Annotated in this window: 18 protein-coding genes and 1 pseudogene; 8 read left to right on the top strand and 11 right to left on the bottom strand. The window is 65.3% G+C overall.

The window, feature by feature from the left end:
* Positions 1–3 precede the first annotated feature (3 nt).
* On the bottom strand, positions 4–693 hold the full coding sequence (locus tag AOC05_RS06140; protein ID WP_082357800.1) for a helix-turn-helix transcriptional regulator: 690 nt from the start codon (positions 691–693) through the stop codon (positions 4–6).
* Positions 694–741: 48 nt separating this feature from the next.
* On the opposite strand from AOC05_RS06140, the gene AOC05_RS06135 reads away from it, so the two are divergent.
* The gene (locus AOC05_RS06135; RefSeq protein ID WP_062006475.1) at positions 742–1,644 is read left to right on the top strand and encodes a class I SAM-dependent methyltransferase; all 903 of its coding nucleotides are present in this window, start codon (positions 742–744) and stop codon (positions 1,642–1,644) included.
* Here AOC05_RS06135 and AOC05_RS06130 read toward each other — a convergent pair.
* Together AOC05_RS06130 and AOC05_RS06125 are read right to left on the bottom strand one after the other, a co-directional pair.
* Positions 1,620–6,455: a hypothetical protein gene (locus tag AOC05_RS06130; RefSeq protein WP_062006474.1), complete on the bottom strand. Its 4,836-nt coding sequence runs from the start codon at positions 6,453–6,455 to the stop codon at positions 1,620–1,622. The genes AOC05_RS06135 and AOC05_RS06130 overlap by 25 nt on opposite strands.
* A 15-nt stretch (positions 6,456–6,470) precedes the next feature.
* Complete coding sequence (locus AOC05_RS06125; RefSeq protein ID WP_062006473.1) at positions 6,471–9,737, bottom strand: hypothetical protein; 3,267 nt, start codon at positions 9,735–9,737, stop codon at positions 6,471–6,473.
* 168 nt (positions 9,738–9,905) lie between these two features.
* Between AOC05_RS06125 and arfB the strand changes: the two genes are divergently transcribed.
* On the top strand, positions 9,906–10,328 hold the full coding sequence (arfB, locus tag AOC05_RS06120) for an alternative ribosome rescue aminoacyl-tRNA hydrolase ArfB (RefSeq protein WP_062006472.1): 423 nt from the start codon (positions 9,906–9,908) through the stop codon (positions 10,326–10,328).
* A gap of 104 nt (positions 10,329–10,432) precedes the next feature.
* On the opposite strand, the gene AOC05_RS06115 is transcribed toward arfB, so the two are convergent.
* Entirely contained in the window at positions 10,433–11,467 is a 1,035-nt protein-coding gene (locus AOC05_RS06115) for an NADP-dependent oxidoreductase (RefSeq protein WP_062006471.1), read from the bottom strand.
* Between the two features lie 125 nt (positions 11,468–11,592).
* Here AOC05_RS06115 and AOC05_RS06110 point away from each other — a divergent pair, with 125 nt between their 5' ends.
* Positions 11,593–12,171 carry a TetR/AcrR family transcriptional regulator gene (locus AOC05_RS06110; protein WP_062006470.1) on the top strand — a complete coding sequence of 193 codons (579 nt, stop codon included), beginning with the start codon at positions 11,593–11,595 and terminating at the stop codon, positions 12,169–12,171.
* 134 nt (positions 12,172–12,305) lie between these two features.
* Here AOC05_RS06110 and AOC05_RS06105 read toward each other — a convergent pair whose 3' ends face one another.
* The 4 genes from AOC05_RS06105 to AOC05_RS20725 form a co-directional block, all read right to left on the bottom strand.
* On the bottom strand, positions 12,306–12,680 hold the full coding sequence (locus AOC05_RS06105) for a PASTA domain-containing protein (RefSeq protein ID WP_062006469.1): 375 nt from the start codon (positions 12,678–12,680) through the stop codon (positions 12,306–12,308).
* 138 nt (positions 12,681–12,818) lie between these two features.
* Positions 12,819–13,904 (bottom strand): NADH:flavin oxidoreductase/NADH oxidase, encoded by a 1,086-nt coding sequence (locus AOC05_RS06100; protein WP_062006468.1) that lies wholly within the window; start codon positions 13,902–13,904, stop codon positions 12,819–12,821.
* A 58-nt stretch (positions 13,905–13,962) separates the two neighbouring features.
* Positions 13,963–14,343, bottom strand: coding sequence for a hypothetical protein (locus AOC05_RS06095; protein ID WP_420480377.1), 381 nt, complete (start codon positions 14,341–14,343; stop codon positions 13,963–13,965).
* Entirely contained in the window at positions 14,333–14,629 is a 297-nt protein-coding gene (locus AOC05_RS20725) for an urease subunit gamma (RefSeq protein ID WP_395939465.1), read from the bottom strand. The genes AOC05_RS06095 and AOC05_RS20725 overlap by 11 nt, the downstream gene beginning before the upstream one ends.
* 476 nt (positions 14,630–15,105) lie before the next feature.
* On the opposite strand from AOC05_RS20725, the gene AOC05_RS06090 reads away from it, so the two are divergent.
* Entirely contained in the window at positions 15,106–15,432 is a 327-nt protein-coding gene (locus AOC05_RS06090; RefSeq protein WP_197277903.1) for a hypothetical protein, read from the top strand.
* 9 nt (positions 15,433–15,441) lie between these two features.
* Positions 15,442–16,107: a DUF1684 domain-containing protein gene (locus tag AOC05_RS06085; protein ID WP_062006465.1), complete on the top strand. Its 666-nt coding sequence runs from the start codon at positions 15,442–15,444 to the stop codon at positions 16,105–16,107.
* 699 nt (positions 16,108–16,806) lie between these two features.
* Here the strand turns inward: AOC05_RS06085 and AOC05_RS06080 are convergent.
* Positions 16,807–17,367 carry a class I SAM-dependent methyltransferase gene (locus tag AOC05_RS06080; RefSeq protein ID WP_082357798.1) on the bottom strand — a complete coding sequence of 187 codons (561 nt, stop codon included), beginning with the start codon at positions 17,365–17,367 and terminating at the stop codon, positions 16,807–16,809.
* A gap of 407 nt (positions 17,368–17,774) precedes the next feature.
* Here AOC05_RS06080 and AOC05_RS06075 point away from each other — a divergent pair, with 407 nt between their 5' ends.
* Positions 17,775–18,335 carry a maleylpyruvate isomerase N-terminal domain-containing protein gene (locus AOC05_RS06075; RefSeq protein WP_062006463.1) on the top strand — a complete coding sequence of 187 codons (561 nt, stop codon included), beginning with the start codon at positions 17,775–17,777 and terminating at the stop codon, positions 18,333–18,335.
* Between the two features lie 608 nt (positions 18,336–18,943).
* On the opposite strand, the gene AOC05_RS20720 is transcribed toward AOC05_RS06075, so the two are convergent.
* Positions 18,944–19,327 carry a hypothetical protein gene (locus AOC05_RS20720; RefSeq protein WP_420480393.1) on the bottom strand — a complete coding sequence of 128 codons (384 nt, stop codon included), beginning with the start codon at positions 19,325–19,327 and terminating at the stop codon, positions 18,944–18,946.
* A 319-nt stretch (positions 19,328–19,646) separates the two neighbouring features.
* On the opposite strand from AOC05_RS20720, the gene AOC05_RS06065 reads away from it, so the two are divergent.
* On the top strand, positions 19,647–20,072 hold the full coding sequence (locus tag AOC05_RS06065) for a hypothetical protein (protein WP_062006461.1): 426 nt from the start codon (positions 19,647–19,649) through the stop codon (positions 20,070–20,072).
* Between the two features lie 250 nt (positions 20,073–20,322).
* A pseudogene (locus tag AOC05_RS20055) lies at positions 20,323–20,757 on the top strand (recombinase family protein); the annotation flags it as partial.
* Positions 20,758–20,801: 44 nt separating this feature from the next.
* On the opposite strand, the gene AOC05_RS06060 reads toward AOC05_RS20055, so the two are convergent.
* A complete protein-coding gene (locus AOC05_RS06060) occupies positions 20,802–22,139 on the bottom strand; it encodes a PLP-dependent aminotransferase family protein (RefSeq protein ID WP_222440097.1) in 1,338 nt (445 codons plus the stop codon).
* Positions 22,140–22,175: the final 36 nt, after the last annotated feature.

Raw genomic sequence — 22,175 nt, 5'->3', positions numbered from 1 at the left:
TCCTCATTCAGCGTGGTTAAGAATGAGGTTCCTCCTCCCAGCCCGAGCAGTCAAGGATTCATTTGCGCCCCTTGTGACTGGCTGTCCCGCAGCGTGATCCGCGGCATGGTCCGGTGCGCGATCGGCGCCGTGCAGGTGGGCGCGCCCGCCGTCGTGATTGAGGATGGTGAGGATCTCCACGGGACCCTCGTGGGCGCCGATGGAGTGCGGGACCATAGTGGAAAACTCCGCCACCTCCCCGGGGTGGACCAAGATGGTCCGCTCCCCCAGCGCAAGCACGGCGATTCCGGAGAGCACGGTGAACCAGTCACGGCCCGGATGGACGCCAAGCTGTGACGGGCCGCCGGAACGCTCCGCGGTGATGCGCATCTTCGCCACGGTCTTGCCGTACAGGCCGTCATCACTTGAGAGGATCCAGGTGGTCACTCCAGGACGGTACCCGGGTTGCGGACGGATGACCACGTCCGCGTCGTCGCCGGATTCAACCAGCGCATCCAGCGTTGTACCCAGCGCCCGCGCGATCGGCACCAGCTGGTCGAGGGCAATCCGGCGGTTCCCGGTTTCCAGGCGGCTCAAGGTGGAGGGACTGAGCTGGCAGCGGGCCGCCAGATTCTCCAGGGACCAGCCGCGTGAGAGGCGAAGGCCACGAATGCGGGCCCGGATTACATTGTCCACATCGGGTTCTTGCGTCATACGCAAGATTCTATGCCATTTTAGCATTTGGTGGATATCGTGGAATCCATGACTACACATGGGGACCACCATCAAGGCCAGCACGCCGCTAGCGGACACTCCCACGGTGCAGGGTTGGCTGAAACGCTGACCCTGGACTCCCTGATCCTGGGCCAATACCTGGAGCAGGCAACCGAGCTGGCCGCAGGGCTGGTTGCGACGGTTCCCGCCACCATCTTGGACATTGGTGCAGGCTCGGGCGCGGGCACCGTTGCGCTGGCCCAACGCTTTGAGAACGCCAACATCATTGCCCTGGACAAGTCTGCGGAAATGCTAGCCCAGACACTTCAGGCGTGCCGCAAGCAAGGACTGGACGGGCGGGTCTCCTGCGTCTTAGCAGACCTTGACGGGCCGTGGCCGGCCGTGCCGGCCGCGGATCTGATCTGGGCTTCCTCCTCATTGCATGAGCTTGCCGACCCCGAGCAGGCCATGCGTGAGATGTTCGCGAGACTGAACCCCGGTGGCCTGCTGGTGGTCATCGAAATGGATAGCCTGCCGCGCTTCCTTTCCGCGGCCATGCTCGAGGACGGGACCGGACTGTCGGCACTGGAAGCCAGACTGCACGGCGCCCTGGAGCAAAGGCACTGGAACTCGCATCCTGACTGGCGGGCCGGACTTCAGCGCGCCGGGTTCGACGTCCTCGAGCAGCGCACCTTGCCCACGGTGGGACGTTCGACGCCGGAGCTCACCTCCCGCTACACCCGAATCTTCCTGGGGCGCATCCGTGAGGCCCTCGATGGCGTGGCGTCCACCACCGACCTGGCCACCCTGGACCGGCTGTTGGCCAGCGACGGCCCAGAAGCCCTGGGGCAAAGGACCGACCTCGAGGCTAGGGGCAACCGCACGGCGTGGGTCGCCCGCAAGCCGTGGGCCGCCCGGGCAACCAGCTATAGGGCCACGGTGTCCGCGTAGACCAGCCGCGGCACCTGGGTGGGGCCAGCGCCCGGCAAGGTGGGGTCGCCGTCGAGCAGTTCATGCTCCTCCACGAGCACCCGCCACTGCGTCTGCGCACCCCCGGGCCGGCGCAGCCCCGGGGATCCGGCACCGGAGGGCAGGGCCACCGACCCGGACCAGGTGGCCCTGAAACCACCGGACTCCTCCACACTGACAGCCAGCAGCTCGGCACCGGAAACAACCTGCCATTGCAGATCCCCCGCACCGACTGCCAGGCTTTGCACGGTGGCATGGACCGTCCGTGACTGCCGCAGCCCGGACGCGCGTGTGGCATCCTCCCCTGTGGGGGTGTCGGCGTTGAGCAGTTCCCCAGGGAATTCCGGGGCCCATTCAGGTTTCCAGCGCAACCAATTGACCACACCTGACAGGGTCAGCTGCACGTGCCCGTCGTCGGGGCGGGTGACGGTCAGGGTGCGGGTGGGCAGCGGCTGCACCCAGCCGGCCAGGGCCACAGGCGAGAGCTCGCTACCGGGGATGGAATGTGGCTGGTACCTGGCCACGGCCAGGCGAACAAAAGGCCACAGCGCCGGCGTCTGCTGAAATGCGATGTCAACAAACCAGCGCCCGGACTCTTGGTCAAATTCGGGCTGGTAGCCCAGCACCCGTGCCGCTGGCTGACCGGCCACATTGTGCAGCGGGATTGCCGCGGCGACGGCCACGGGATTGCCCGGCCCGTGCGGCCACCCCCGGTCCCGGCCGCCCTGGGCCCGCCCTGTCAGCGGCGGGCTGATGCCCACCCCTTCGGCCGATGCCGTCTCCATGACGTCCAGCAACAGTTGGCTGAGCGTGAGCAGCGGCGGAATGGTGGGGGTCCAGGTGGGTCCGCCTTTCGTGGCGATGGGGTCGGCCGCCCACAAGCTGGTGGCGCTGTCCGGTGCCTGAACGGCCTTGGGGTGACTCTGCCAACTCCCGTCCGGCTGTTGCACCCACTCGGCAGTGTCGAAGAGCAGTACGCCCAGCAGTTCACCGTCGCCGGAGGAAAACCACGGACGCCCCAGCCACAGGCGCACCCCCGAACGCCGCACCCGCCGCCACCCAAACGGGTCCTGTGGTTCGGCCGTCTCCTCCCAACGCAGCAACGGGACGGCGTCAAGCAGGATGGGTGCCGCCGGCCTGGCCGACGACGGAATGTCCACCACCACGGGCTCCCCGGCCAGCAGCGGATCGGCCGGGTCCGGCAGCGCCGTGAAGTATTCTGCGTACCGGGTGGTTCCGGAGGGCACATAGCTGACCTGCCGGTGGTGGGTGTCGGGGAACGTCTGGATCATCTTGTGGAATCCCACCCCGCCCAGGGCAGCAGCAAGCGGGCCCGTGGGTTGGAAGTCGTACAGGAACAACACACCCGTGCGCTCCCCTGCACCAACTGCTGAGCGAACCACGACGTCGGACTTATCCACCACCTGCGGGACCGGCGCCGCAGGGTCATCGACGGTCTCGGACCACCGTGCCCGCACCAGCAGGGTGTCAGTACTGGGCCCGTGCACATCAACCAACCCCGTCAAGGCAACCACTGAGCGTCCCGGGGGGCGCAAAAACACCTCAAGGGCACGCAACACAGGCGGCCGCACCGGTGCGGGCACGGCGTGCACCAGGCGCGCCTGAACCGACGGCGTCAGCCACCACATCCAGCCCGAAGAGGCGGCCCGCATGAGTGCCGCCGCTGCCACCACCTCATCGGTGGTGTAACCGTCGGCGGGGTCGGCAACACTAGCCAGGTGAGAGCGCCAAAGCCCAAACTTCTCCAGCGCCGCGGTGTCCAGGGTGCTGGAAAGTGCCACGCGCACCTGTTCGCCCGGCGGTAGGGACACATGGATCTCGTGCCCAACTACGCGAGCGTCCAGCACGTCCCCGCGTTCCAGGATAATCCGCAGCGGCGCCAGCGCCGGCCACTGGCCCGGATAGGGGACGGAGATGGCCTGCAGTGCGCGCGGTTCGGACAAGGCATGCGGCGGTCCGGCCTCGAAGAACACCAGCGAGACACCGCTCGCGTAGGGATCCGGCAGATAGGGCAGCGTCAGGGCGTCGGTGTCGTGGACCACGTATTGGCCTTCGCCGATGGGCCGCCCGCGTTCGGCCGTGATCTCTGCAAGGGTGGCCCGGTGTGCCGAAGCGATGTCCGCCCCGGGCCTGTCAACCAGCGCAATTCCCGGCTGCTCGTCCACGGCGTTGGCGTCGCTGAGGCTGGGGGCGTACTGGTCCAAGAAGGTACCCCGCTCGGCCAGGGCGACGGCGTACAGCCGGCGGATCTGCGCGGCGTCACCGGTGCCGATGGCGGCATCAAAGCTGCCTGCGGCCTCGGCTTCCAGCTGCGTGGCCTTGGGTGCGGCGATGTGACGCTCGGCGGTGTCCCGCACGTCGGGTAGGGGCTCATCGGGCCGGGCGCCGCTTCGGACCACCAGCACCGAGGGCTGCTCCCCCGTGCCGAGTTCCTGCCGCGGCACCAGCGCCGGGGCCGGGATCGGTTCCCAGCGCAGATAAGGACGCGGCGCGGTAACCATGGGCCGGAAAGCCAGCCGCTGTGCCGGGGCCAGCTGAAGGTCGTCGTTGCGGGCCAGTGCCGCAAATTCGGTGGGGCTGGTGCGCAGTTGCGGGCGCACCCGCGGGGTCCGCGCTGATCCGGCCAGAAGTTTGGCGCCCGCCCGGACGCCGTCGAACGCGCGCTGGGTGCCGGAGACTTCCACCGCAGTCACGGCTTGCCCCACCAGCTGTGCCAGCACGGCATCGATCCGCCCGTCCCCGGAAAGCATCTCCGGCGGCAGGACCTCGGGCGATGGCGGGGCGTCGCTGTGCTGCTCCAGCACGGCAGCACGGCTCGCAGCGGCCAATCCGGCCCCGTCGCGCTCCCCATACCGTGCCCGGAGCGCGGCAAGGTGGGTAGCCGCAGCTGCAAGGGCCGGGCCATCCGGGGCCCCGGGTGCGGGCACGCCCGGCGGCTGCGCAGGGACCGAATTGCCGGCCAGGTCCACGGCCAGCACCCGGAAACTATAGGAAGTTCCGTACCGCAGCCGGGGCAGCGACCCCGGCTCAACCCGTGAGGTGATGTGGGCGCCATCGAGCGGCGGGTCCGGCGGCTCCGCCACCACGGCCTCAGTGGAACCGTCCGGCGCCGGCGGCTCAAGGTGCACAATGGTCAGGCCGGGCCGGGGCGCCGACAGGCTCCAGCCATCCCAGCCGGCCACCACCTCGTGCAGATAATACCGTTCCAGGGGATCCCCCGGTGCCCTGTTCAGCGCTGAAAGCTGCAGGAACCCAACATCCGGCGTGTCAGCCAGCACGGGCACCGCGCCGGGTTGGGCCGTGACGTTCACCGTGCGCCGGTGCAGGCTGTGCCATGCCTGGGTGACGCTATCCCAGACTTCAATCCTGATCCCGCGGACCAAGTCATCGAGCAGCAGTTCGCGGCTGTCGTCGTCGGCTGCCAGGGACTGCGCCGCCTGGACGCGGGTGCGCACTTGTGCGGCCCGGTCACGCCGGGCGATCGCGAACCCTGTGGCCCGCACCGTGCCGGGTGCACCGGTGGCAGGGTCGCCGTTCGCCTCGCTGGCGTACTGGCGGCCCAGATTACGCACGTGCTGGTCCAGTTTGAGCCCGGAGGCGTCGGGATCGGCGTCCAGCACCACCCAGTACTCCTCGCCCAAGGGCAGGGCGCCGCCCACCCATTCGGTGCTTGACAAGGCTGTGAACACGTCCCCTTCAACGAACACGGCGGTGCGGCGTGCCGGCAGAATCTGGAGGTCCGCATCCGTTGATGTGAGCTCCACGCTCACCCATGTGGCACCGGCGAGTGCTGCCCTGGCCCCTGCAGCGTCGACGCCGTCGAGCACCACATCGATGGCCAAGCCCAGGCGCCGCAGCAGGGCCGGGGTGGCACCAAAGGATGCGGCCTTGGCGTGGAAGTCGTGCTGGGGCCGCTCGGGGCGCGGGGTGGGCGCGGCGTTGGGGTCCGGTTCCGCCCGGGGTTCGGGTTGGGGCTGTTCCGGCCGCTCGTAGTAGCGGCGCATGGCGTGGGCGTCCACCATCATCTGGAGTTGGGGGTCCGCGGAGAGGTCCTGGCCCATGAGTGCGTCGAGCCGGGCCGTGACCCGCAGGTCGGCGTCCGGGTCCTCCAGAAGAATTTGCAGCGGCGATGGCTGATCCGTGATCTCCGACGCGTAGGGCGGCAACGGGTCCAGGGCTTCCTGCCTGCCCGCAGAGTCCTGCGGTTCGGTGAGCGGTCCAATGGTTGCCAGCGCCTCCCGCAGCCGCTTGCCCGGGATCGAAAACGCGCGTCGGGCCCGGCCAGCCTCGTCATCGAGCAACCGCCACAGGGGGCCTCCCTGGTCCATGGTGGCCAGCGTCCGCAGCAGCCCGCCCGCCACCGGGTCTCCGGCCAGCCCGGGCCGGTGAAGCGGTGCGGCGGTGATCGCTGCAAGGTGCAGGTCGATGGCGTGGTCACCCATCCGGCTGGCCGGGTTGCTCACCCAGGGGGCGGCCGACGGCGCCGGCGTTGGGAACGGTGCCACAGCGGTGGCGGGCGGCAGCACGGCGACCCAGGATCCGGCGTCGGCCACGGACACGGCTCGCAGGGGAAGCGCCAAACCGGGGTTGACGGATGTCCGCAGTCCCAGTGTGCAGCCGGAGAGCGTGCCCACCCAGTCGGCCGCGGCCGGGTAGTCGGCGAGTTGCACGCCATCGCCCACCAGCTTGTGGGTGATGAAGATGGTGAGGTGGAAGGGGGCGCCGTCGGCTAGGGAGTACGGCAGTGCGCTCGCCAGGACGGTGGTGGGCATGGGGGTGTCCTTTCCTTAGCCGGGCAGCGGCGCAAACGCGTCGCAGTACAGTACCCAGTCGGCGTTCAGGCCCCCGGCATCCGGTGGCATGATCTGGTACATGGTGGGGTCTCCCTTGGAGCCGGCGAGTTTGCGCTCCACCGTGATCTCCACGGAGGCGGAGAAGAACAGTACCTCCACCTCGACCACCAGTGAGGCACGCCCCATGAGCTTGCCTGTCTCAAACTGGTAGGTGAGCGAAAGTTCCAAGGTGATGGAGGCGCTGACCAGGCCCAGCACCTGAACTTCGCCGCGGATCCGGAAGTAGGCGGTGAGCAAACCCTGCGTCGCCTCAAGCCGGAGGTAGACCCCGACGGCGATCGAGACGGAGCCCGACGCCACGCCCAGGTCCACGGACAGGGCGGCACAGGCCTCCAGCCCCAGCTCCAGCAGCACCAGGCCCTTGGGAGCGGCCCTGAGCACCAGCCACCCGCCGCCGCCAATGCACATGACGGTGAGCCTGAACGGTGCGTCCTTGGAGCAGAAGTGGAAGCCCACGCTCATGGCGTCGCCTAGGAACGGGATGCGGGCATCGGCGCCGAGCGCTATGTTTTCTAGGCTGAACACACCCACGGAAACGTTGGGCAAGGCGATGTCAAAGCCGGCCGTGATGCCGTCGGGGGCCACATCCACAAAGGGCGGATCACAGAAGCCGTCAAAAGGGATCAGCTCCCGCAACCTGTCCACGAAAGAGAGCGGACCCAGAAAGCCGATGCCGCCAAAGACAACGTCTACCTCGGGTTTGCTGCCCGATCCCGCCCGGAATCCGATGCGCCGAAATATCAGCTTCATCAGGCCCCCGGCGCCGTCGCCGATCAGATTCAGGTTAAAGTCGGTGATCTCGGCAAGGATGTCAACGGCCGGCGGCGCGCTCGCCGAGGCCCGCACCTCCACATCCAGGTGCAGGGCGCGTTGGTTCAGCGGCTCAAAGATGTTGGGTGCACCGGGCAGCCCCCACGGGTTGATGGCCGGGTTCCACTGCATGCGTGCGGTGATCTGGCCGCCCGCCGCGCCTTCGAGCATCTGGGCCAAACCCGCGGCGTCCTTGGCAATGTCGGCGAGCGTGGTGAGTGTTTGCACCGGCTTTTCCAGTGCCGAGCGGACGGCGGCGGGCACCCCGGGCATCGTGATGGCATCGCGTAGCGGCGCCATGGCAGCTGCCAAGGTTTCTGCGGCGGTGCTGACGTTACCGGCTGTGCCGGGCAGCCCCTGCACGGCGGCGATGAGTGCGTCAAGGTTGGTTGCCAGCGGGCCAACACAGGCATCGAGTTTGTCCTTGGCGTGCTGGGCCACGGCCTGCGCCCCGCTGTGGGCGCCCTTTGCCACTTCCTCTGCAAGGCGGCTTTGGGCGTCGTCGAGCGCCTGCCGGAGTCGTTGCGCTTCGGTGAGCATGGTGGTGATGGCCTTGAGTGCATCGGAGACAAACGCCGGTGCCTCATCAAGCCCACCGGCTTGGAGCAATTCCAGCAGGCTGAACAAGCCAAACAGCTTGGGCATGGCGCCGGCGAGGAACGACGCCGGGTCGAAGGCGCCGCCGTCGAACGCGGACGGGGCGTCGCCGGACTCGCCAATGGCCCCCAGCGCCCGGGAGATGCCACGCACCGACAGATTCGGTGCGAGGAAGCCGCCGGCCCGGTCCGAGCCGCTGGAAAAGTCCACGGCCGCCGGCGCGCTCTTCAGGGCCAGGATCAGTTCCCCGGCATTGGGGGTGCCCGGAGCCGGTGGGGCGTTCAGTGCCCTGGCCGGCAGCCCGTCGGCCAGGTACGGCTTGGCGTACACCAGGTCCACGGCGGGGGCCTGCGGGGCAAGGTGGCGCATGGAAGGGACAATGGCGCGCGCCTCCACCAGGAACGGGCGGCTGGTGACGTTGACGGGATCGATCACCCCGTCAAAGACCAGGTGGGCCACCTCCACCGAGGTGTCGCCCGCCTTGACCGGCGCTGCGAAGGCCAGGGACTGCCCGCGGCCTTGGATCTGGCGGACCATAAAGTACCGTGGCGACGCCAGCTCGGGACCGTTGAGGTAGGTCTGCGGGCCGTCCTTGCCGACCTGCACAAACACCAGTGGTGCGGACCACGTCCTCACTCCCCCGCCACGGTCAATGGTGGTCAGTGTGAAGCCGAAGGGCACACCGTTGCGACTCGGGACAAAGGGCGAACGGTCCGCGGGAGGCTCGTCAAGGTCCGGGGTGACCATGGGGCCAAGCGTGACTTGGCCGAAGGGGTTGTCCCTGTCCGTGTCCGGGTAGCTGCGTGTGGGCTGGCGGACAATGATGAACCACCGCTGCCACAGATACGCGGCAGGCACCTGGCGGTGCTTGATCTCTCGTTGTGTCACGGCCACCAGCAGGCACCTGTGACCAAAGGGGAACAGGAACCCCGGGTAGGCCGTGCGCACATAGCCGTCGCGGCCCATGAACGCCTGGTGCCGGTAGTCGGCCAGCGGCGCCGGAAAGTCCCAAGACTGCCGCCAGTCAAACCAGGCGCCCAGGCTTGACAGGGCAAGGTTATCCACCAGCAGCGGCGTGTGGGCATTGCCGGGGTCGCCGCCGCTGGTTTGTGCCACGATCGCGTCCCGGTCGTAGCCTGTCAGAGGCTGCTGGAAGCCCGGCGGCGACTGCTCAAGGTCACGGTTCCAGAGGGCACGGAGCGTTCGCTGCGCGGCGTCATCAACGCTCCCGTCCAGCCGTCGTGTACTCAGGTGCGTGCGCCACAGTTCTGCACGGTCCGGCGGGCCCAAGGGAGTGCTGCTGTGGGTGAAGGTTCCCCGGCTGCTGGGCGAGACTACCAGGTGGTAAGGCGCCTCGATGGCCGTCTCGAGTTCTCCGGGAGGTTCGGGGGCGCCGTCGGCGGCTTCACCGGCCGCGGTGGCGTTTTTTGCGACTCGCAGCATTAGTGTCGGGAGTGCCGCGAGCACCATTTCAATCGTGTAGCCGATGCGGGTCCCCTCGGGGAGCTCGTAGACCAAGCGGGTGGGGCCGGCGGCGACGTGCCCTGATGCACGGTTCGGAACAGGGGGCGGGTCCGTGACCCCGCCCTGCCACACTTCCTCCCCCACATGCTGGGGCGGGAAGTGCACAATCACGGAGGCGTTGGCACCGGCCACCAGAACCGGACCGCCGTCGTTCGTTTCAATCGTGCACCCCGGCGCCTCAAGCCGCAGATCGATGAGGTCCACGGTGCGCAGGAGCCGGACGTCAACGGGTATTTGCTCGTCCCTTGGAGGGTCCACAGGCTCACTCACGTGACACCTTCTTCCGGCACGCTGATACAGCGGTGGGTCCGCTCGGTGATGATCGACGCGTCTTGCCAACAATTTTCCGCCGGCGATCCGTTTCTGGCAAAGATTAATAATTCATCCGCCCAGACACCGGCACGGCCCCGGCGTTCGTGAACGTGCGATGCTTGTTCCATGGATCTGGAGGTGTCGCCCGCGCTGATAATTCCCGCCACTGAACTTCACTGGCGGTTTTCGCGTTCCTCGGGTCCGGGCGGCCAACACGTGAACACTTCGGACAGCCGGGCAGAACTGTCCTGGAACATCCGAGATTCGGCTGTTCTCTCGGAAGAAGAACGGCAAATGCTGCTCTCCCGGTTGGGGCGCCGGCTTGTGGCGGGTGTCCTCACGGTGGCGGCCTCCGAGCAGCGCTCGCAGCTTCGCAACCGTGAGCTCGCCCTCGCGAAGCTCGCCGAAATCGTCACGGCGTCCCTGGCCCCCGGCCCGGCCCGGCGTCGTCCCACCAAACCCACCAAGGGATCCGGCAGGCGCCACCTCGCCGCCAAGCAACAACGCTCGGCCATCAAGAGGCAGCGGCAACGGCCCTCAGCCGAGTAGATTCTGCGCATGAACGCACTTTGTCCGCTTACCCGTTGTTGTTCAACAACGGGTAAGCGGACAAACACCTGTTATGCGCTACCGTCGGGCCCGGAATACACCCGTTATGCGATCGGCACGCCGTTGACGGCCGTGCGGACCACCATCTTGCCCGTGTTGGCACCGGCCATCATGCCCAGGAAAGCGTCCACGGCGTTCTCGACGCCGTCGACCACGGTTTCGTCGAAGGCGATGTCACCGTCGGTGAACCACTTGGTCATGTGTTCGTTGAATTCCGGGGCCAGATCCAGGTAGCTGCCCAGGGTGAAACCCTTCAAGGTCAGCCCGCGGGTGATCATATTGCCCATGTTGTCCGGCCCGGCCTTGCGCTCGGTGGCGTTGTAGCTGGAAATGGCACCGCACAGGGCGCCTCGCCCGCCGGGGTTGAATGCGGCAAGGGCGGCCTCGAGGTGGTCACCGCCGACGTTGTCAAAGAAGACGTCGATGCCTTCGGGGGCGGCCGTAGCGAGCAGTTCACGGACGGGTCCGGACTTGTAGTTGAAGGCTGCGTCGTAACCGTACTTCTCGGTCAGCAGCGCCACTTTCTCATCACTGCCGGCTGAGCCGATGACACGCCCGGCACCCAGCAGGCGGGCGATCTGGCCGGCTGCAGTACCCACGGCGCCGGCGGCTCCGGAGATGAAGACGGTGTCGCCGGCCTTCATCCCTGCAATGGCCGTCAGGCCGACGTAGCCGGTGAAGCCCGTCATGCCCAGGACGCCGAGGTAGAGCGACAGCGGCACGCCCGGCAGTTCCGGGACGATCTTGAACCCCGCGGCGTCTTCCTGGACAACGTCGCGCCAACCGAACTGGTGCAGGACCACGGCGCCGACGGGGATGGCGTCACTGGCAGACTCGACGACCCGGCCGATGGCGCCGCCAGTCATGGTCTCGCCCACAGCAAAGGGCGCCGTATAGCTCTTGGCAGCGCTCATGCGCCCGCGCATGTACGGGTCAACGGACATGAATTCGTTCACGACCCGCACCTGGCCCGGGCCGAGCGGGCCAAGCTCCACCTTGACTGTGGCAAAGTCGCCGGTAGTGGGCCAGCCGACAGGGCGGGAGGCGAGTTGGATGTGTGTGCTGACGGTGTTGGTCACAGTGTTTTCCTTCGGAGGGTCACGGGACGGTGGTGCCACGGCGCCGAATGCGGCGCGCATGAACTATTATGGATCGTATGATCCACTATATAGTGGATCGATTGGTTCACAAAATGAGGGGCGTAATGGGACGCACGCAGGCCTTTGACACAGACGAAGCCGTCCGCTGCGCGCGGGCGGTGTTCTGGGAGCGCGGCTACGAGGAGGCCTCACTGCCCGAGCTTGAACGTGCCACGGGGCTGAGCCGCTCAAGCATCTACCACGCCTTCGGCAACAAGCGCGGGCTCTTTGACGCCGCCGTGTCCAGCTACCTCGATGAAATCATCCGTCCCCGGCTGCGCTCCCTCAACGCCCCCGACGTCGCCGAGGATGCCATCGTGGAGTACTTCACGGCCCTGCGCGCCGCACTCGCCCAACCCGGGACGCCGCAATCTCACCACGGCTGCCTGCTCCTGAATGCTGCAGGAGCGCCCATAGCCAATGAATCGGCCGTCAGCCTGGCCATTGCCGGCTACCGGGACGAGCTGCAAGCCTCGCTTGGCCGGGGTGTTGGTGCCCACCGTCGCGGGATTGGCGACGGCGCACGCCTCCAGTTGGCCACGGTGCTGAGCTCATTGGTGATTGCCGCCATGACGTTGGCCCGCATCGACAAGGACCAGGCTCTGGCTACCCTCGACACCGCACTTGAACTGCTCGGGAACTGATAGGTCAGCCACGGGTGCCTGTCCTGTGATTGACCACCATGCCTGGGTGGGCAGGAACGCAAAAAGCTGGCCAACACACCGATTCGGGGATGTTGGCCAGCCGTTTGCTTGCTCAGTTCTGGTGCAAGACGTGCCTACTTTGCCGCTTTTGTCTGGCTGCCATACTCGGCCTGCGTCAGTTGGAGGGTCACTTTCACATGCGACACGTCCGTCATGGTGCCTGCCTGGGGATCCGTCGAGGCCACCTTGACGTCGTCCCACGGGTTGCCCGTAGTCCACGTGGCGCCCGTTTCATCGACCACCTGGGCGAAGAAGTCGTCCTTGACAAGTGCTTCGTAGGCTTCCTTGTACGTCATGCCCGTCACATCGGGAACGGCACGCTCCGCCTGGGCGGCCGTGGCTGAAGCACTGGGCGATCCACCCGAGGTGGTGGCCGGCGCTGCGGTACCACACGAAGCGAGAGCTGCAACGAGAACTACGGCGGCGGAAAGCTGGATAAATTTCTTCATGGGCCTAACTTCATAATCAATGTGCGGGGTGAAACACATGCCCCCCTGAACGTGCTTTGCAACCATCAATTATACTCCCCCGGCCGGGACAGGCGGGCCGGGCGTGACCGCTGCCACTTGGCCCCGCAGCTGCGCCGGCTACTTCCTTCCGATCGGCGCCCGGTGGTATTGCTGCGGAGCATAGTCGATCTCGATGCCCAGGGCCGCCGCGGCGCGGAGCGGGAAGTTGGGGTCGCGCAACAGCGCACGCCCCATCATGACAACGTCGGCCAATCCCGTTGCCACGATCTGCTCGGCCTGGTGCGGTTCCTCAATCAGTCCGACGGCGATGCTTGGCACGCCCGCCTGTGTGCGGACCGCCGTAGCGAAGGGCACCTGGTAGCCCGGGCCCACCGGAAGGTGCGGCGCCGGAACGTTGCCGCCGGAGGAAACATCGGCCATGTCGGCTCCGTGAGCGGCTGCCCACCGCGCAACAGCTACCGTGTCCTCCACGGTCCAGCCGCCGTCCACCCAGTCCGTTGCGGAGAAGCGAACCAAAACCGGGAGGTCCGGGCCCACCTCGGCCCTGACGGCATCGACGGTTTCCAGCAGTGCCCGGGCCCGATTCTCCAGGCTGCCGCCATAGTGGTCCGTGCGGGTGTTGGACAACGGCGACAGGAACTCATGGAGCAGATAGCCGTGCGCGGCATGGATCTCAATAAGATCGAACCCTGCCTCCACCGCGCGCCGTGCGGCCGTAGCGAAAGCGGCGACGACTCCCCCGATGTCCTCAGCGGTCATCTCTCCCGGCTGCACATACCCCGGGAAGGCGACGGCGCTCGGCGCGAAGGTGCGCCATCCGCCGTCGCTCTCCGGGACGGTGCCGCGGCGCACATCCCACGGCCGGAACGTGGAGGCCTTGCGGCCGGCGTGCGCGAGCTGGATGCCGGCGGCGGCGCCCTGGCTGTGGATGAAGGCGGTGATGCGGGAGAAGGCGTCGCGCTGGGAGTCGTTCCAGAGGCCGAGGTCCTGCGGGGAGATCCGGCCCTCGGGCACGACGGCCGTGGCCTCCGTGAACACGGCCCCGGCGCCGCCGCGGGCGAGCGAGCCCAAATGAACCAGGTGCCAGTCCGTGGGCACGCCGTCCCGCTGTTCGGCCGAGTATTGGCACATGGGCGTGACCCACAGGCGGTTGCGGACGGTGATGCCGCGGACCGTGATGGGGGCAAAGAGTATGGAGTCCATGGTGTTCCTTATCTGATGGTGTCATCTGAGACAACACCGCGAGGAGGCGACGGATTCCCTATCCCGGTGGAAAGCTCGACGGCGTCGGCCGGGTGCTGCGGGCCCGTGCGCTGGCGTGGCCCTTGCCGAGTTGCCCGATGTTGATGGGGAAGTTGTCCACTGCCTGGAGCATCTTTGAGATGTGCCAGCCGCCGGGAGTGACGGTGCTGGCCTTTCTGGCATCCGAGGGGCCGTTGCCGCCGCCGATGGTGATGTCCACGCCGTCGGAAATGTCCGGGTTGCCGGCCTTGCCGATCTGGAAGATGTGCCCGTCGCGCAGGGCCACGTCCGCCTTGTAGATGCCGCTGTATTCAAGCACGATCACGTTGGTGATGGCTGTGTCCGGGATGTCCGCGGCGCGGGTGCGCTGACCGTTTTGGCCCATGCCATCACGGGTCACCTTGCCGCCACCAAACACAACTTCCTCGCCATGCTTCGTGTGGTCGTACTCGATTTTTGGGCGAACAGCTCGGTGCCGGCGAGGCAGACGGCGGTGCCGGCCGGAAGATGGCCTCGATCTGAACGTCCTTGATCATGTAAGCCACCCCATGCATGACGTCAGAGCGGGAGAGGATGGCGACGGCTTCGGGATGGTTGAGCTTCAGGTTCCGGGATTGCCTGCAGCGTGCCAAGTCCGCAGCGAGAACAATCATGAGTTTTTCCTGCTCACGGGGCGTCAAATGCATCTATCCATCCTCAGGAAACTAGTGTCGTCAGTTTCCACCCGTCTATCTACAACCGGCAAGTGACTATGCCGGCGGCTAATGGAATTTGGTTACAGCATCGAAGTGAAAATGCTGCGTCGGGCGAGCGGCAGCTCCCCCGCTGGGCCACCCTGGCATGGCTGATCCCCTTCGCCGGAGGGCTGGTGGTAGGCATCCTCATGGCACCACCGTCACAGCGGTCGGCACGGTCTCTAGATTTGGGCCGCTGCAGTCGATCTAGCTGTTCCTCAGCGGCCAGTTCGCCGAGCGCCAGGAGCTCAGTGGTGCTGCGTCTTGTTGTACGTGCCGTGGGTGGCGATGAAACCCAAGGTCAACGTGATGACAATAATGACTGCAATAACAATTACTAGCCCCATCATGTTCATGACAAGTCAGCTCCTTGGTCGCGTTCCGGCGTTCGAACCGGCTGGCGAACGTGTTCACAAAAGGTTTAGGAAGTGTTCGCCTTCTTCCATGATGCACCCACGGGGGGATTCTCTCTAGGGCCGGATGCTGGCGCCCCGTCAACTCCACAGCGCCACATGGACCTTCGCACCCCGGTGAGCCAGGCCCCTGACCCGCCGCAGCAGCAGCCAGGGGTGCGGTTGCGACGCCTGGGCCATCGGATCATCTGGGTCAACCGGCGCAAGGCAGGCCCGGACGACCAGCCTCTGGTGGGTGGGATGGCAGCCGCCCTGTCATGCGGCGACGCCTTCGTCAGTGGCCACAACTACGATGCACTGCTAGAGCTTCCCACCACCATCCGGGGTATTCGCCACAGGTAACATGGGCCCATGACTACCAACCCGGCTGTTCAGGCCGCCGACGTCGCCGACTGGCGGGTTCGCACCTTTGAGCTATACGCCGGGGTACGCCGCACGGCCCAGGATCACGGCGCACCCGAAGCCCATGCCTTCTGGGTGCGGGGTCGCAACGAACTGTTCGCCTCCCACCCGGCCTCCGCACTGACCACCGCGGCCAAGGCCCGCTTCACTGGCCTGCAGGTGGCAGACTACAACCCGGACTTCCGCTTCGAGTGTGAACCCACCGCCCAGGGCGCCGGGCAACAGATGCTGGTGCAGACCGGAACCGACGGCACAGTCCCGTTCGAACAGCTGGGCACCTTGGAGATCCCCGGGATCGGCTCCCTCGCCCTATGGGCGTTGCGCAGCTACGGCGGCGGCCTCTTTCTCCCGTTCCGGGACGCAAGCTCGGGGAGGAGCGGCGGCAGCTATGGCGGGGGCCGCTACCTGCTGGACACCGTCAAGGGCGCCCACCTGGGCCGAAACGCTGGGACTATCGTCGTGGACTTCAACTTCGCCTACAACCCCTCATGCGCCTACGACGAAGCGTGGGCTTGCCCCCTGCCTGGCCCCCACAACCGGCTGACCACGCATATTCCGGTGGGTGAATTCTACCTGCCGCGCCTGGCTGGCACACCGGAGGCGGGCAACGACTAATGCCACCGACGGCCTGGCCGGGAGGGACAGGAGGGGCGGCCCCACCTCCAAGAAGGCCCTGACGTCCGCTGGATCGGTACGTGTCACGCCACGGTAGAGATCCGCCGGAGGTGGGGTCTGAGAAGGATCGTTACGGAAAGTCAGACTAAGGAGAACGCGGCATGCTGATCGGGTGAGGCACGAGGAACTGAGACTGTTTCTGGGGGGCGGGCGTGGACGTCGCCAGAGGGGCCTGTGCGTTTGTTTGAACGGACGACGCTCTGGTTGCGTGAGTGCACGGTCCTCCGCCCTGGTGACTTGAGGCTGACTCGTCTGGTATCGGAGGGTTCCCCCGCTGACTACCGAGGAAAGACTGAGGACAGGGCCCTCCAGGGTCTCTGCGCCGGAGCTACTGCGGCAGTTAGGCCGGATGAATGCCCTGGCCCGCTACGGGTTGTCGGGTAGGGCCTCAGCGCTCCAGGGATTATCTGGGCAGCGCCGCATTGTGACACTGCCCTGTGCCGTGTGGGCATTCACCTCGGAGGTTGCTGGTGATGGTTCTGCTCAGGGATTCCCCCACCTGCGAAACTGTCATTTTTCGAACTCGAGTGCACTGATTATCCGAAGTCCTTTGCACTGAGCTTGATCGCCCGTAAGTGGAACGTGCAGCGTGAAAGTTATCGGCGTTCGGTGACCTGTCCTCATGGGGTGTCGTTCCGCCTAACCCACGACTCCTCGTGCTGGCTGTTTGAAGCGAAAGGTGGCCGTGGTGTGGGGAAATCTGACAAGGCCTGTGTGAACAGACTCGGCTTTTTCGCCCAGCCCACGGATTTTAGCCAAGACAATGTTTCGGTCTGCTCTCTGCGCAACAAAAGACCAGGAGCTGGCAAGTTGAACGAGTTGCTCGAGCGTCAGCTCGTGGTTGAAGGGGAATTCCTTGCGTTCAAAGGTGCCTCGTCCGACAAACTCTCCAGGCACGCTGAGCGTTTGGTCGGCAGGGGTTCCATCCGGTTCGATGATTGCGGCCAGTGCCTGCACCCAATCGCTGGTTCGGTCCCAGGTATGCCACGCCCTACCCATCATGCCGTTCTGCTTGAGCACACGATCGCATTCATTTATTGCCTGTTCAGGATCGACCCAGTGCCAAGCTTGGAGGCAAATAATGGCGTCGACGCTCTGATCGTCCACGGAGATACGTTCTGCCGACCCGCGAGTAGCGGTGATGCGATTAGCGACTCCGGAGGGCAGTTCCTCGCTGGACTTTCGGAGCACCGACAGCATGTCATCAGAGGTATCAACTGCAGTGGCGGAGTGTTGCGAGTGTTGCGAGTGTTGCGATGGTCCGTGTTCCCAGTCCTGTGCCGGCTCCTAGATCCAGGACTGCCAGCCGCTGGCCGCTCAGGGGTGATCCCCATAGCCACGAGACGACCTCCGAAGACCAGACCGGGCGAATATCATCATGCAGGAAAGCGCTACGGCTCGAAGGTGTTGTTGCGCTGTGGAACTGATTCATGCCTTCAGCCTAACTAGCGCTCGGCGGGATCGTGTCTGCGCCACCCAGCCCGGCGCGAGTGCTTGTGGCAGAGTTGCCTGTGATCGAGTAGCCAAGAAAGGTTGATGTATTCGTGGATCTTGAGGGTAATCCGGAACTAGCGTCCCGACTGTGCCGTGAAGCGCAGAAGCGATTGATGAGTCGCGTAACCCAGCTGACGGACGACGACGTCCAATCACCAAGTCGTCTGCCCGGCTGGACCGTGGGCCATGTAATGACCCATCTTGCTCGCAATGCTGACGCCCATGCGCGCCGCCTCTCAGGTGCGCTGAGCGGCCATGATGTTCCCAAATACGAAAGCGGCGAGCAACAGCGCAGGACCGAGATTGAAGACGGGGCCACACGGTTAGCTGGTGAGATCATCGCCGATCTGCAAGCCAGTATGGACGGTCTTGAAGAGATATTCACGCAATCTACTGCGGCAGGATGGCCCAATGGGCACTTCCTCGGCGGAGGGCATTACGGTGTCGCTGGTTGCCCGGCGCACAGGCTCCGCGAAGTGGAGATGCACCACGTCGACCTTGGACGCGGGTACACCCCTTTGGATTGGCCGGACGAGTATGTTGCCTGGGATCTTCCGCAGTTGCTTGCAACCATCCCCGGGCGGCTTGATTCTTCCAATGGTCGCCGGTTGTTTATGGCTTGGTTGGCTGGGCGCGGGCCGCTGGACAACGGGACAATCCTGAACCCCTGGTAACCAACTCCCTCGTGTCACGCTGCCAAAGATGGAAGACACCAGTCCCAGATACCGAAGGCACGGCAATTCAGTGTCCACAGTCGGAACCTCCAGTGGGACAGTTCTCTAAACATGCGTCATATGCCATACGGAAGTGCGTGACGTACGCAGAGATTCCGCCCCGGAACGTATTGCTGTTCGCCGCCCACTTCGCGGTCGTCGCGCAACGGGCGGGCCCGATCGATAGTCTTACGCCATGCCCATCAAGGTTGTCGGCGGCGAGCCCTCCCATAGTCGCAACCTGTGTCGTGCATCGCTGATTAGCGCAGGCATCTTCTCCGTGCTGCTCGCGACTCTCGTCGTGCACTTCCTGATACCGCAGCCCTGACTCGCGCTTGCTTGGATCGGATTGCCTGCACGGAACACAAAACACCGTGCCCGAAAGCCGGACCCTCAACGGCTAATACTTTAGGATTGCAGGCCGTCGGTGTGCTGCGTGGTTACCTTTTTTGGCGAATTCTACGGCCGCGCGATGAGTACTTTCGACCTGTCCGATGTCACTTTCGGTGAAGTTCACCAATGGGCAAAGAAAAACGCTTCCGATGAGACACTCATCGGGATCGCACTTGTCAGTCGCGACGCACGGGGGATGAAGGGGCTGACTTGGCTGCTTGGAATGGACCCAAACTGTGAACCACTATCCGACCTCCAATTCCGGATGCGCGATGAAATGACCGCGGACAGCACATCCTCCGGACATACAAAGCCCGCATGGATAGCCAGATCGGACTTTCCCTGACCCGAGTGCGGAACCTCCTGCCGGACACAGCAACAGCGCCGTAAAGGATGCCGGACGGTAGCAACCCGCAACCAAGAAGTATGGCCGTCGCCTGTAACGGTTCACTCGGCAGGAATGGTGCAACCACCGTGACTGCCATTGCCGCATAAGCGCCCAGGAGCGTCGGCTTCTTGGCGGCTCTATGTCCAGCCAGCCAGGTCTGATCATTAGTCATGATCGTTGGCGTCCTGATTCCGGCAATCGCATTGATGCCGATGCGGCCGTCAGCACAACGCACGGCAACAAAAACAAGTAGAACGTAGCAAACTAATAGCAGCAGTACGGCGAAGATCATGCTCCTGTGTCTATGGAAAATAGCGTCCTGAGGAGGGTGTTCGGAAACGGTTAGCGTCCAAGCATGGTGGCTGGACGTTGCTTCAATGAACGGCAGTTTTGCCAGAGGTCGCGCCACGTACTCCGTCGCGGCATACGACAGTGAGCATTCCTCGACGATTGGCGAGCAGGCCCGATAGCTGGGGCGGTAGGTTTGAGCGATGACACCGATTCGGAAAGCGGTTTACGGACTTTCAGCCGGAGCACTCATGGCTCTGCTGACTGGCTGCTCAGTTGACACACTGATCTGGGGGAACGATGGCGCCCAAGTGATTCAAACGACCGAGAAGCTCGTCAGCGACATAGCTTCAGGTGAAACGTCGGACCTTGTCTGCATGGATTCCGTCGCCCATCTCGGTGAGCCCAGCGATTGGTCAGGGCTGTCCGCGGGCGAACCGGAAGAGTTTGTCGCGAGGTATTGGGCCGACCAAGCGGCGCTCAACCCTCAGTGGAGCATCAACCTAGAGGGTCTCCCCGAGGGTGCAACGCCCGGGAGCCACTATCCGGGAGATGTCTTCTACCGCGAGACCGACGACGGGCTTTGTGTGATCGACGTCGCCTGGACGACGCTCGTCGCTGTGGGCTGACCCACCCAGGCGCATCCTGCATTCCGCAAGTAGGTGGTGGAACGGTCGCCGAATCATCCAGTGCGGTGTTGCGAACACGACGTGTGGTCGTTCCACCATGGGAACGCCCTACGAGACGGTTGGCGGCACTGGGTAACCATGCGACGGAGCCGTTTTAGGTGACGTTAATGTCGATCCCGTTGACGTTCCACATCGCCCGCGCATCCACCAATGACCAAGCCCTCACTGGTGCCGATAGGGCGCGGCCTAGGCTTGGTCATTGCGCGATGCCACGGAGATAGTCGATGAACTTACCCTTCGCGGGGTCAAGCTCGGCATCGGTGGCTCTGTCCACGACCCCACCGATCCCGTCGGTAGGCTCTTTTCAATATTCTGGCCTTGGTTGCCGAATTTGAGGCAGACCTGATCCAGGTACGAATCCGAGAGGGGATGGCTGTCGCCAAAGCATAAGAGCAAGTTGCGCGGCAAGCACCCCAAGCTTTCCAAGGCACAGGAAACACACTCGGTTTCTGTTCACCGGGCAGGAACGCACACAACTGTTGAAATTGCCGAACTTTTCGGCGGAGCCCTTCCGCCGTCTACAGCGCCATCAAAAGTGCGGGCGACCCTACACAATTACTCAGCGCGACTTTCCGTTCCGATCCTCCTTGACCCGGAGCCGTCTAGGATGCGTGCGCTTGGCTGAGAGAGCGCAAGCCCACCTCCGTGAGTACCCGCCGCGTTCCATCGCTACAAGAGCGCCGCGACGCGGCGGACCCCTTCCTGAATCTGCGGAATGGAGGCAGCCCCGAAGGAGAGCCGCATGAACGGGGCTGGCGGCTCGTCGAGGTAGTAGTGCTTCCCATCGCCGATCAGCACTCCCGCGTCCTGGGCGGCCGCGGTCAGCACGGTGGAGTCGGTTCCTTCGGGCAGTTTGACCCATAAGTGGATGCCCCCGGCGGGCACGTCCACCACCCGGGCACTAGGCACCGAGGCATGCACCTGACGTACCATGGCGTCGCGCCGCTCCCGCAGCCCCGTGCGCAGGCGCTTGACATGCCGCGGCCACGCACTGGATGTCAACAGTCCCAGAGCTATTTCCTGGGCAAGGGCTGGCACACACATGTCATCGGCGATCCGGGCCTTGCGCAGGCGTTCACCAGCCGGCCCCCTCGCAGCCAGGGCACCAACCCGAAGCCCGGGGGCGGCCGGCTTGCTCAACGTTGCAATGGAGACCACATGCCCGTCCGGATCCTGGGTGAACAACGGAGCCGGTGCTGCGCCCTCGAGGGACAGGTGCCTGGCCCAGTCGTCTTCAATGATGAACGCACCAAACCGCTTGGCCAATGCAAGGACCTCTACACGCCGTCGAGGGCTGAGGACGGCCCCGGTGGGGTTGGCATAGCATGGCTGCAGGTAGATGAGCGTGGCGTGGGTGCGCTCAAGCGCATCGGCCAGCTTGTCCGGGAGGATCCCGTCGGCGTCGGCCGGGACTGCCGCGAGATTCAGGCCAGCGGCTTGGGCGGCAATGATGGCCCCTGGGTAGCTGGGGCTTTCGGTGATGAGCGTGGTACCGGGATCGGCGAGGGTGCGCATGGCAAACGCCAGTGACTGCTGGCCTCCGGGCATAATTAGCATGTCCCCGGGTTCGGCGTTGAGCCCGGCGGCGAAGACGCGCCGCAGCTCGGGCAGCCCTGCCGGCGGAGCCATGGTCCAGGCCCGGTGGCTTTTCGCGGACCGGACACCCAAGGTGCGAAGCTCGTCGAAGGGTTGCAGTTCCGGGGCCAGGTAGCCCCACGAGAGCTGCACGTGGTCGGCGGTCCCCTGCATGCCGGGGCGGCCGGCGCGAGAAGAGTCGACGCGGGAACGACCCAGTGCCGAGGACTGCCAGGCGTAGTCGGGCTCCTGTACTGTGTCCCGCCCGGCGACGAAGGTGCCGCGCCCGGGCTCGGCCCGGACCACGCCGAGCGCCGTGAGGGAGGTGATGGCCGCGGTGATCGTCACCGGGCTTGCCCCGTAGGCCTTCGACAACGCCCGGACTGAAGGAAGCTTCTCCCCCACGCCCATCGCCGCGGCCTGCTGGCTCAAGATTCTGGCAATCTCAACCGCCCTGTTATCTTTTAA

Source organism: Arthrobacter alpinus (assembly GCF_001294625.1).
In the GTDB taxonomy this organism is placed as follows: domain Bacteria; phylum Actinomycetota; class Actinomycetes; order Actinomycetales; family Micrococcaceae; genus Specibacter; species Specibacter alpinus_A.
This window is presented reverse-complemented; position numbering and strand designations above follow the sequence as displayed.

Bases quoted from the DNA above. Each gene is read 5' to 3' on its own strand.
- AOC05_RS06140 (WP_082357800.1), bottom strand. From the start codon at position 693: ATGACGCAAGAACCCGATGTGGACAATGTAATCCGGGCCCGCATTCGT.
- AOC05_RS06135 (WP_062006475.1), top strand. From the start codon at position 742: ATGACTACACATGGGGACCACCATCAAGGCCAGCACGCCGCTAGCGGA.
- AOC05_RS06130 (WP_062006474.1), bottom strand. From the start codon at position 6,455: ATGCCCACCACCGTCCTGGCGAGCGCACTGCCGTACTCCCTAGCCGAC.
- arfB (WP_062006472.1), top strand. From the start codon at position 9,906: ATGGATCTGGAGGTGTCGCCCGCGCTGATAATTCCCGCCACTGAACTT.
- AOC05_RS06110 (WP_062006470.1), top strand. From the start codon at position 11,593: ATGGGACGCACGCAGGCCTTTGACACAGACGAAGCCGTCCGCTGCGCG.
- AOC05_RS06105 (WP_062006469.1), bottom strand. From the start codon at position 12,680: ATGAAGAAATTTATCCAGCTTTCCGCCGCCGTAGTTCTCGTTGCAGCT.
- AOC05_RS06100 (WP_062006468.1), bottom strand. From the start codon at position 13,904: ATGGACTCCATACTCTTTGCCCCCATCACGGTCCGCGGCATCACCGTC.
- AOC05_RS20725 (WP_395939465.1), bottom strand. From the start codon at position 14,629: ATGCATTTGACGCCCCGTGAGCAGGAAAAACTCATGATTGTTCTCGCT.
- AOC05_RS06085 (WP_062006465.1), top strand. From the start codon at position 15,442: ATGACTACCAACCCGGCTGTTCAGGCCGCCGACGTCGCCGACTGGCGG.
- AOC05_RS06080 (WP_082357798.1), bottom strand. From the start codon at position 17,367: ATGCTGTCGGTGCTCCGAAAGTCCAGCGAGGAACTGCCCTCCGGAGTC.
- AOC05_RS06075 (WP_062006463.1), top strand. From the start codon at position 17,775: ATGAGTCGCGTAACCCAGCTGACGGACGACGACGTCCAATCACCAAGT.
- AOC05_RS20720 (WP_420480393.1), bottom strand. From the start codon at position 19,327: ATGACTAATGATCAGACCTGGCTGGCTGGACATAGAGCCGCCAAGAAG.
- AOC05_RS06065 (WP_062006461.1), top strand. From the start codon at position 19,647: ATGACACCGATTCGGAAAGCGGTTTACGGACTTTCAGCCGGAGCACTC.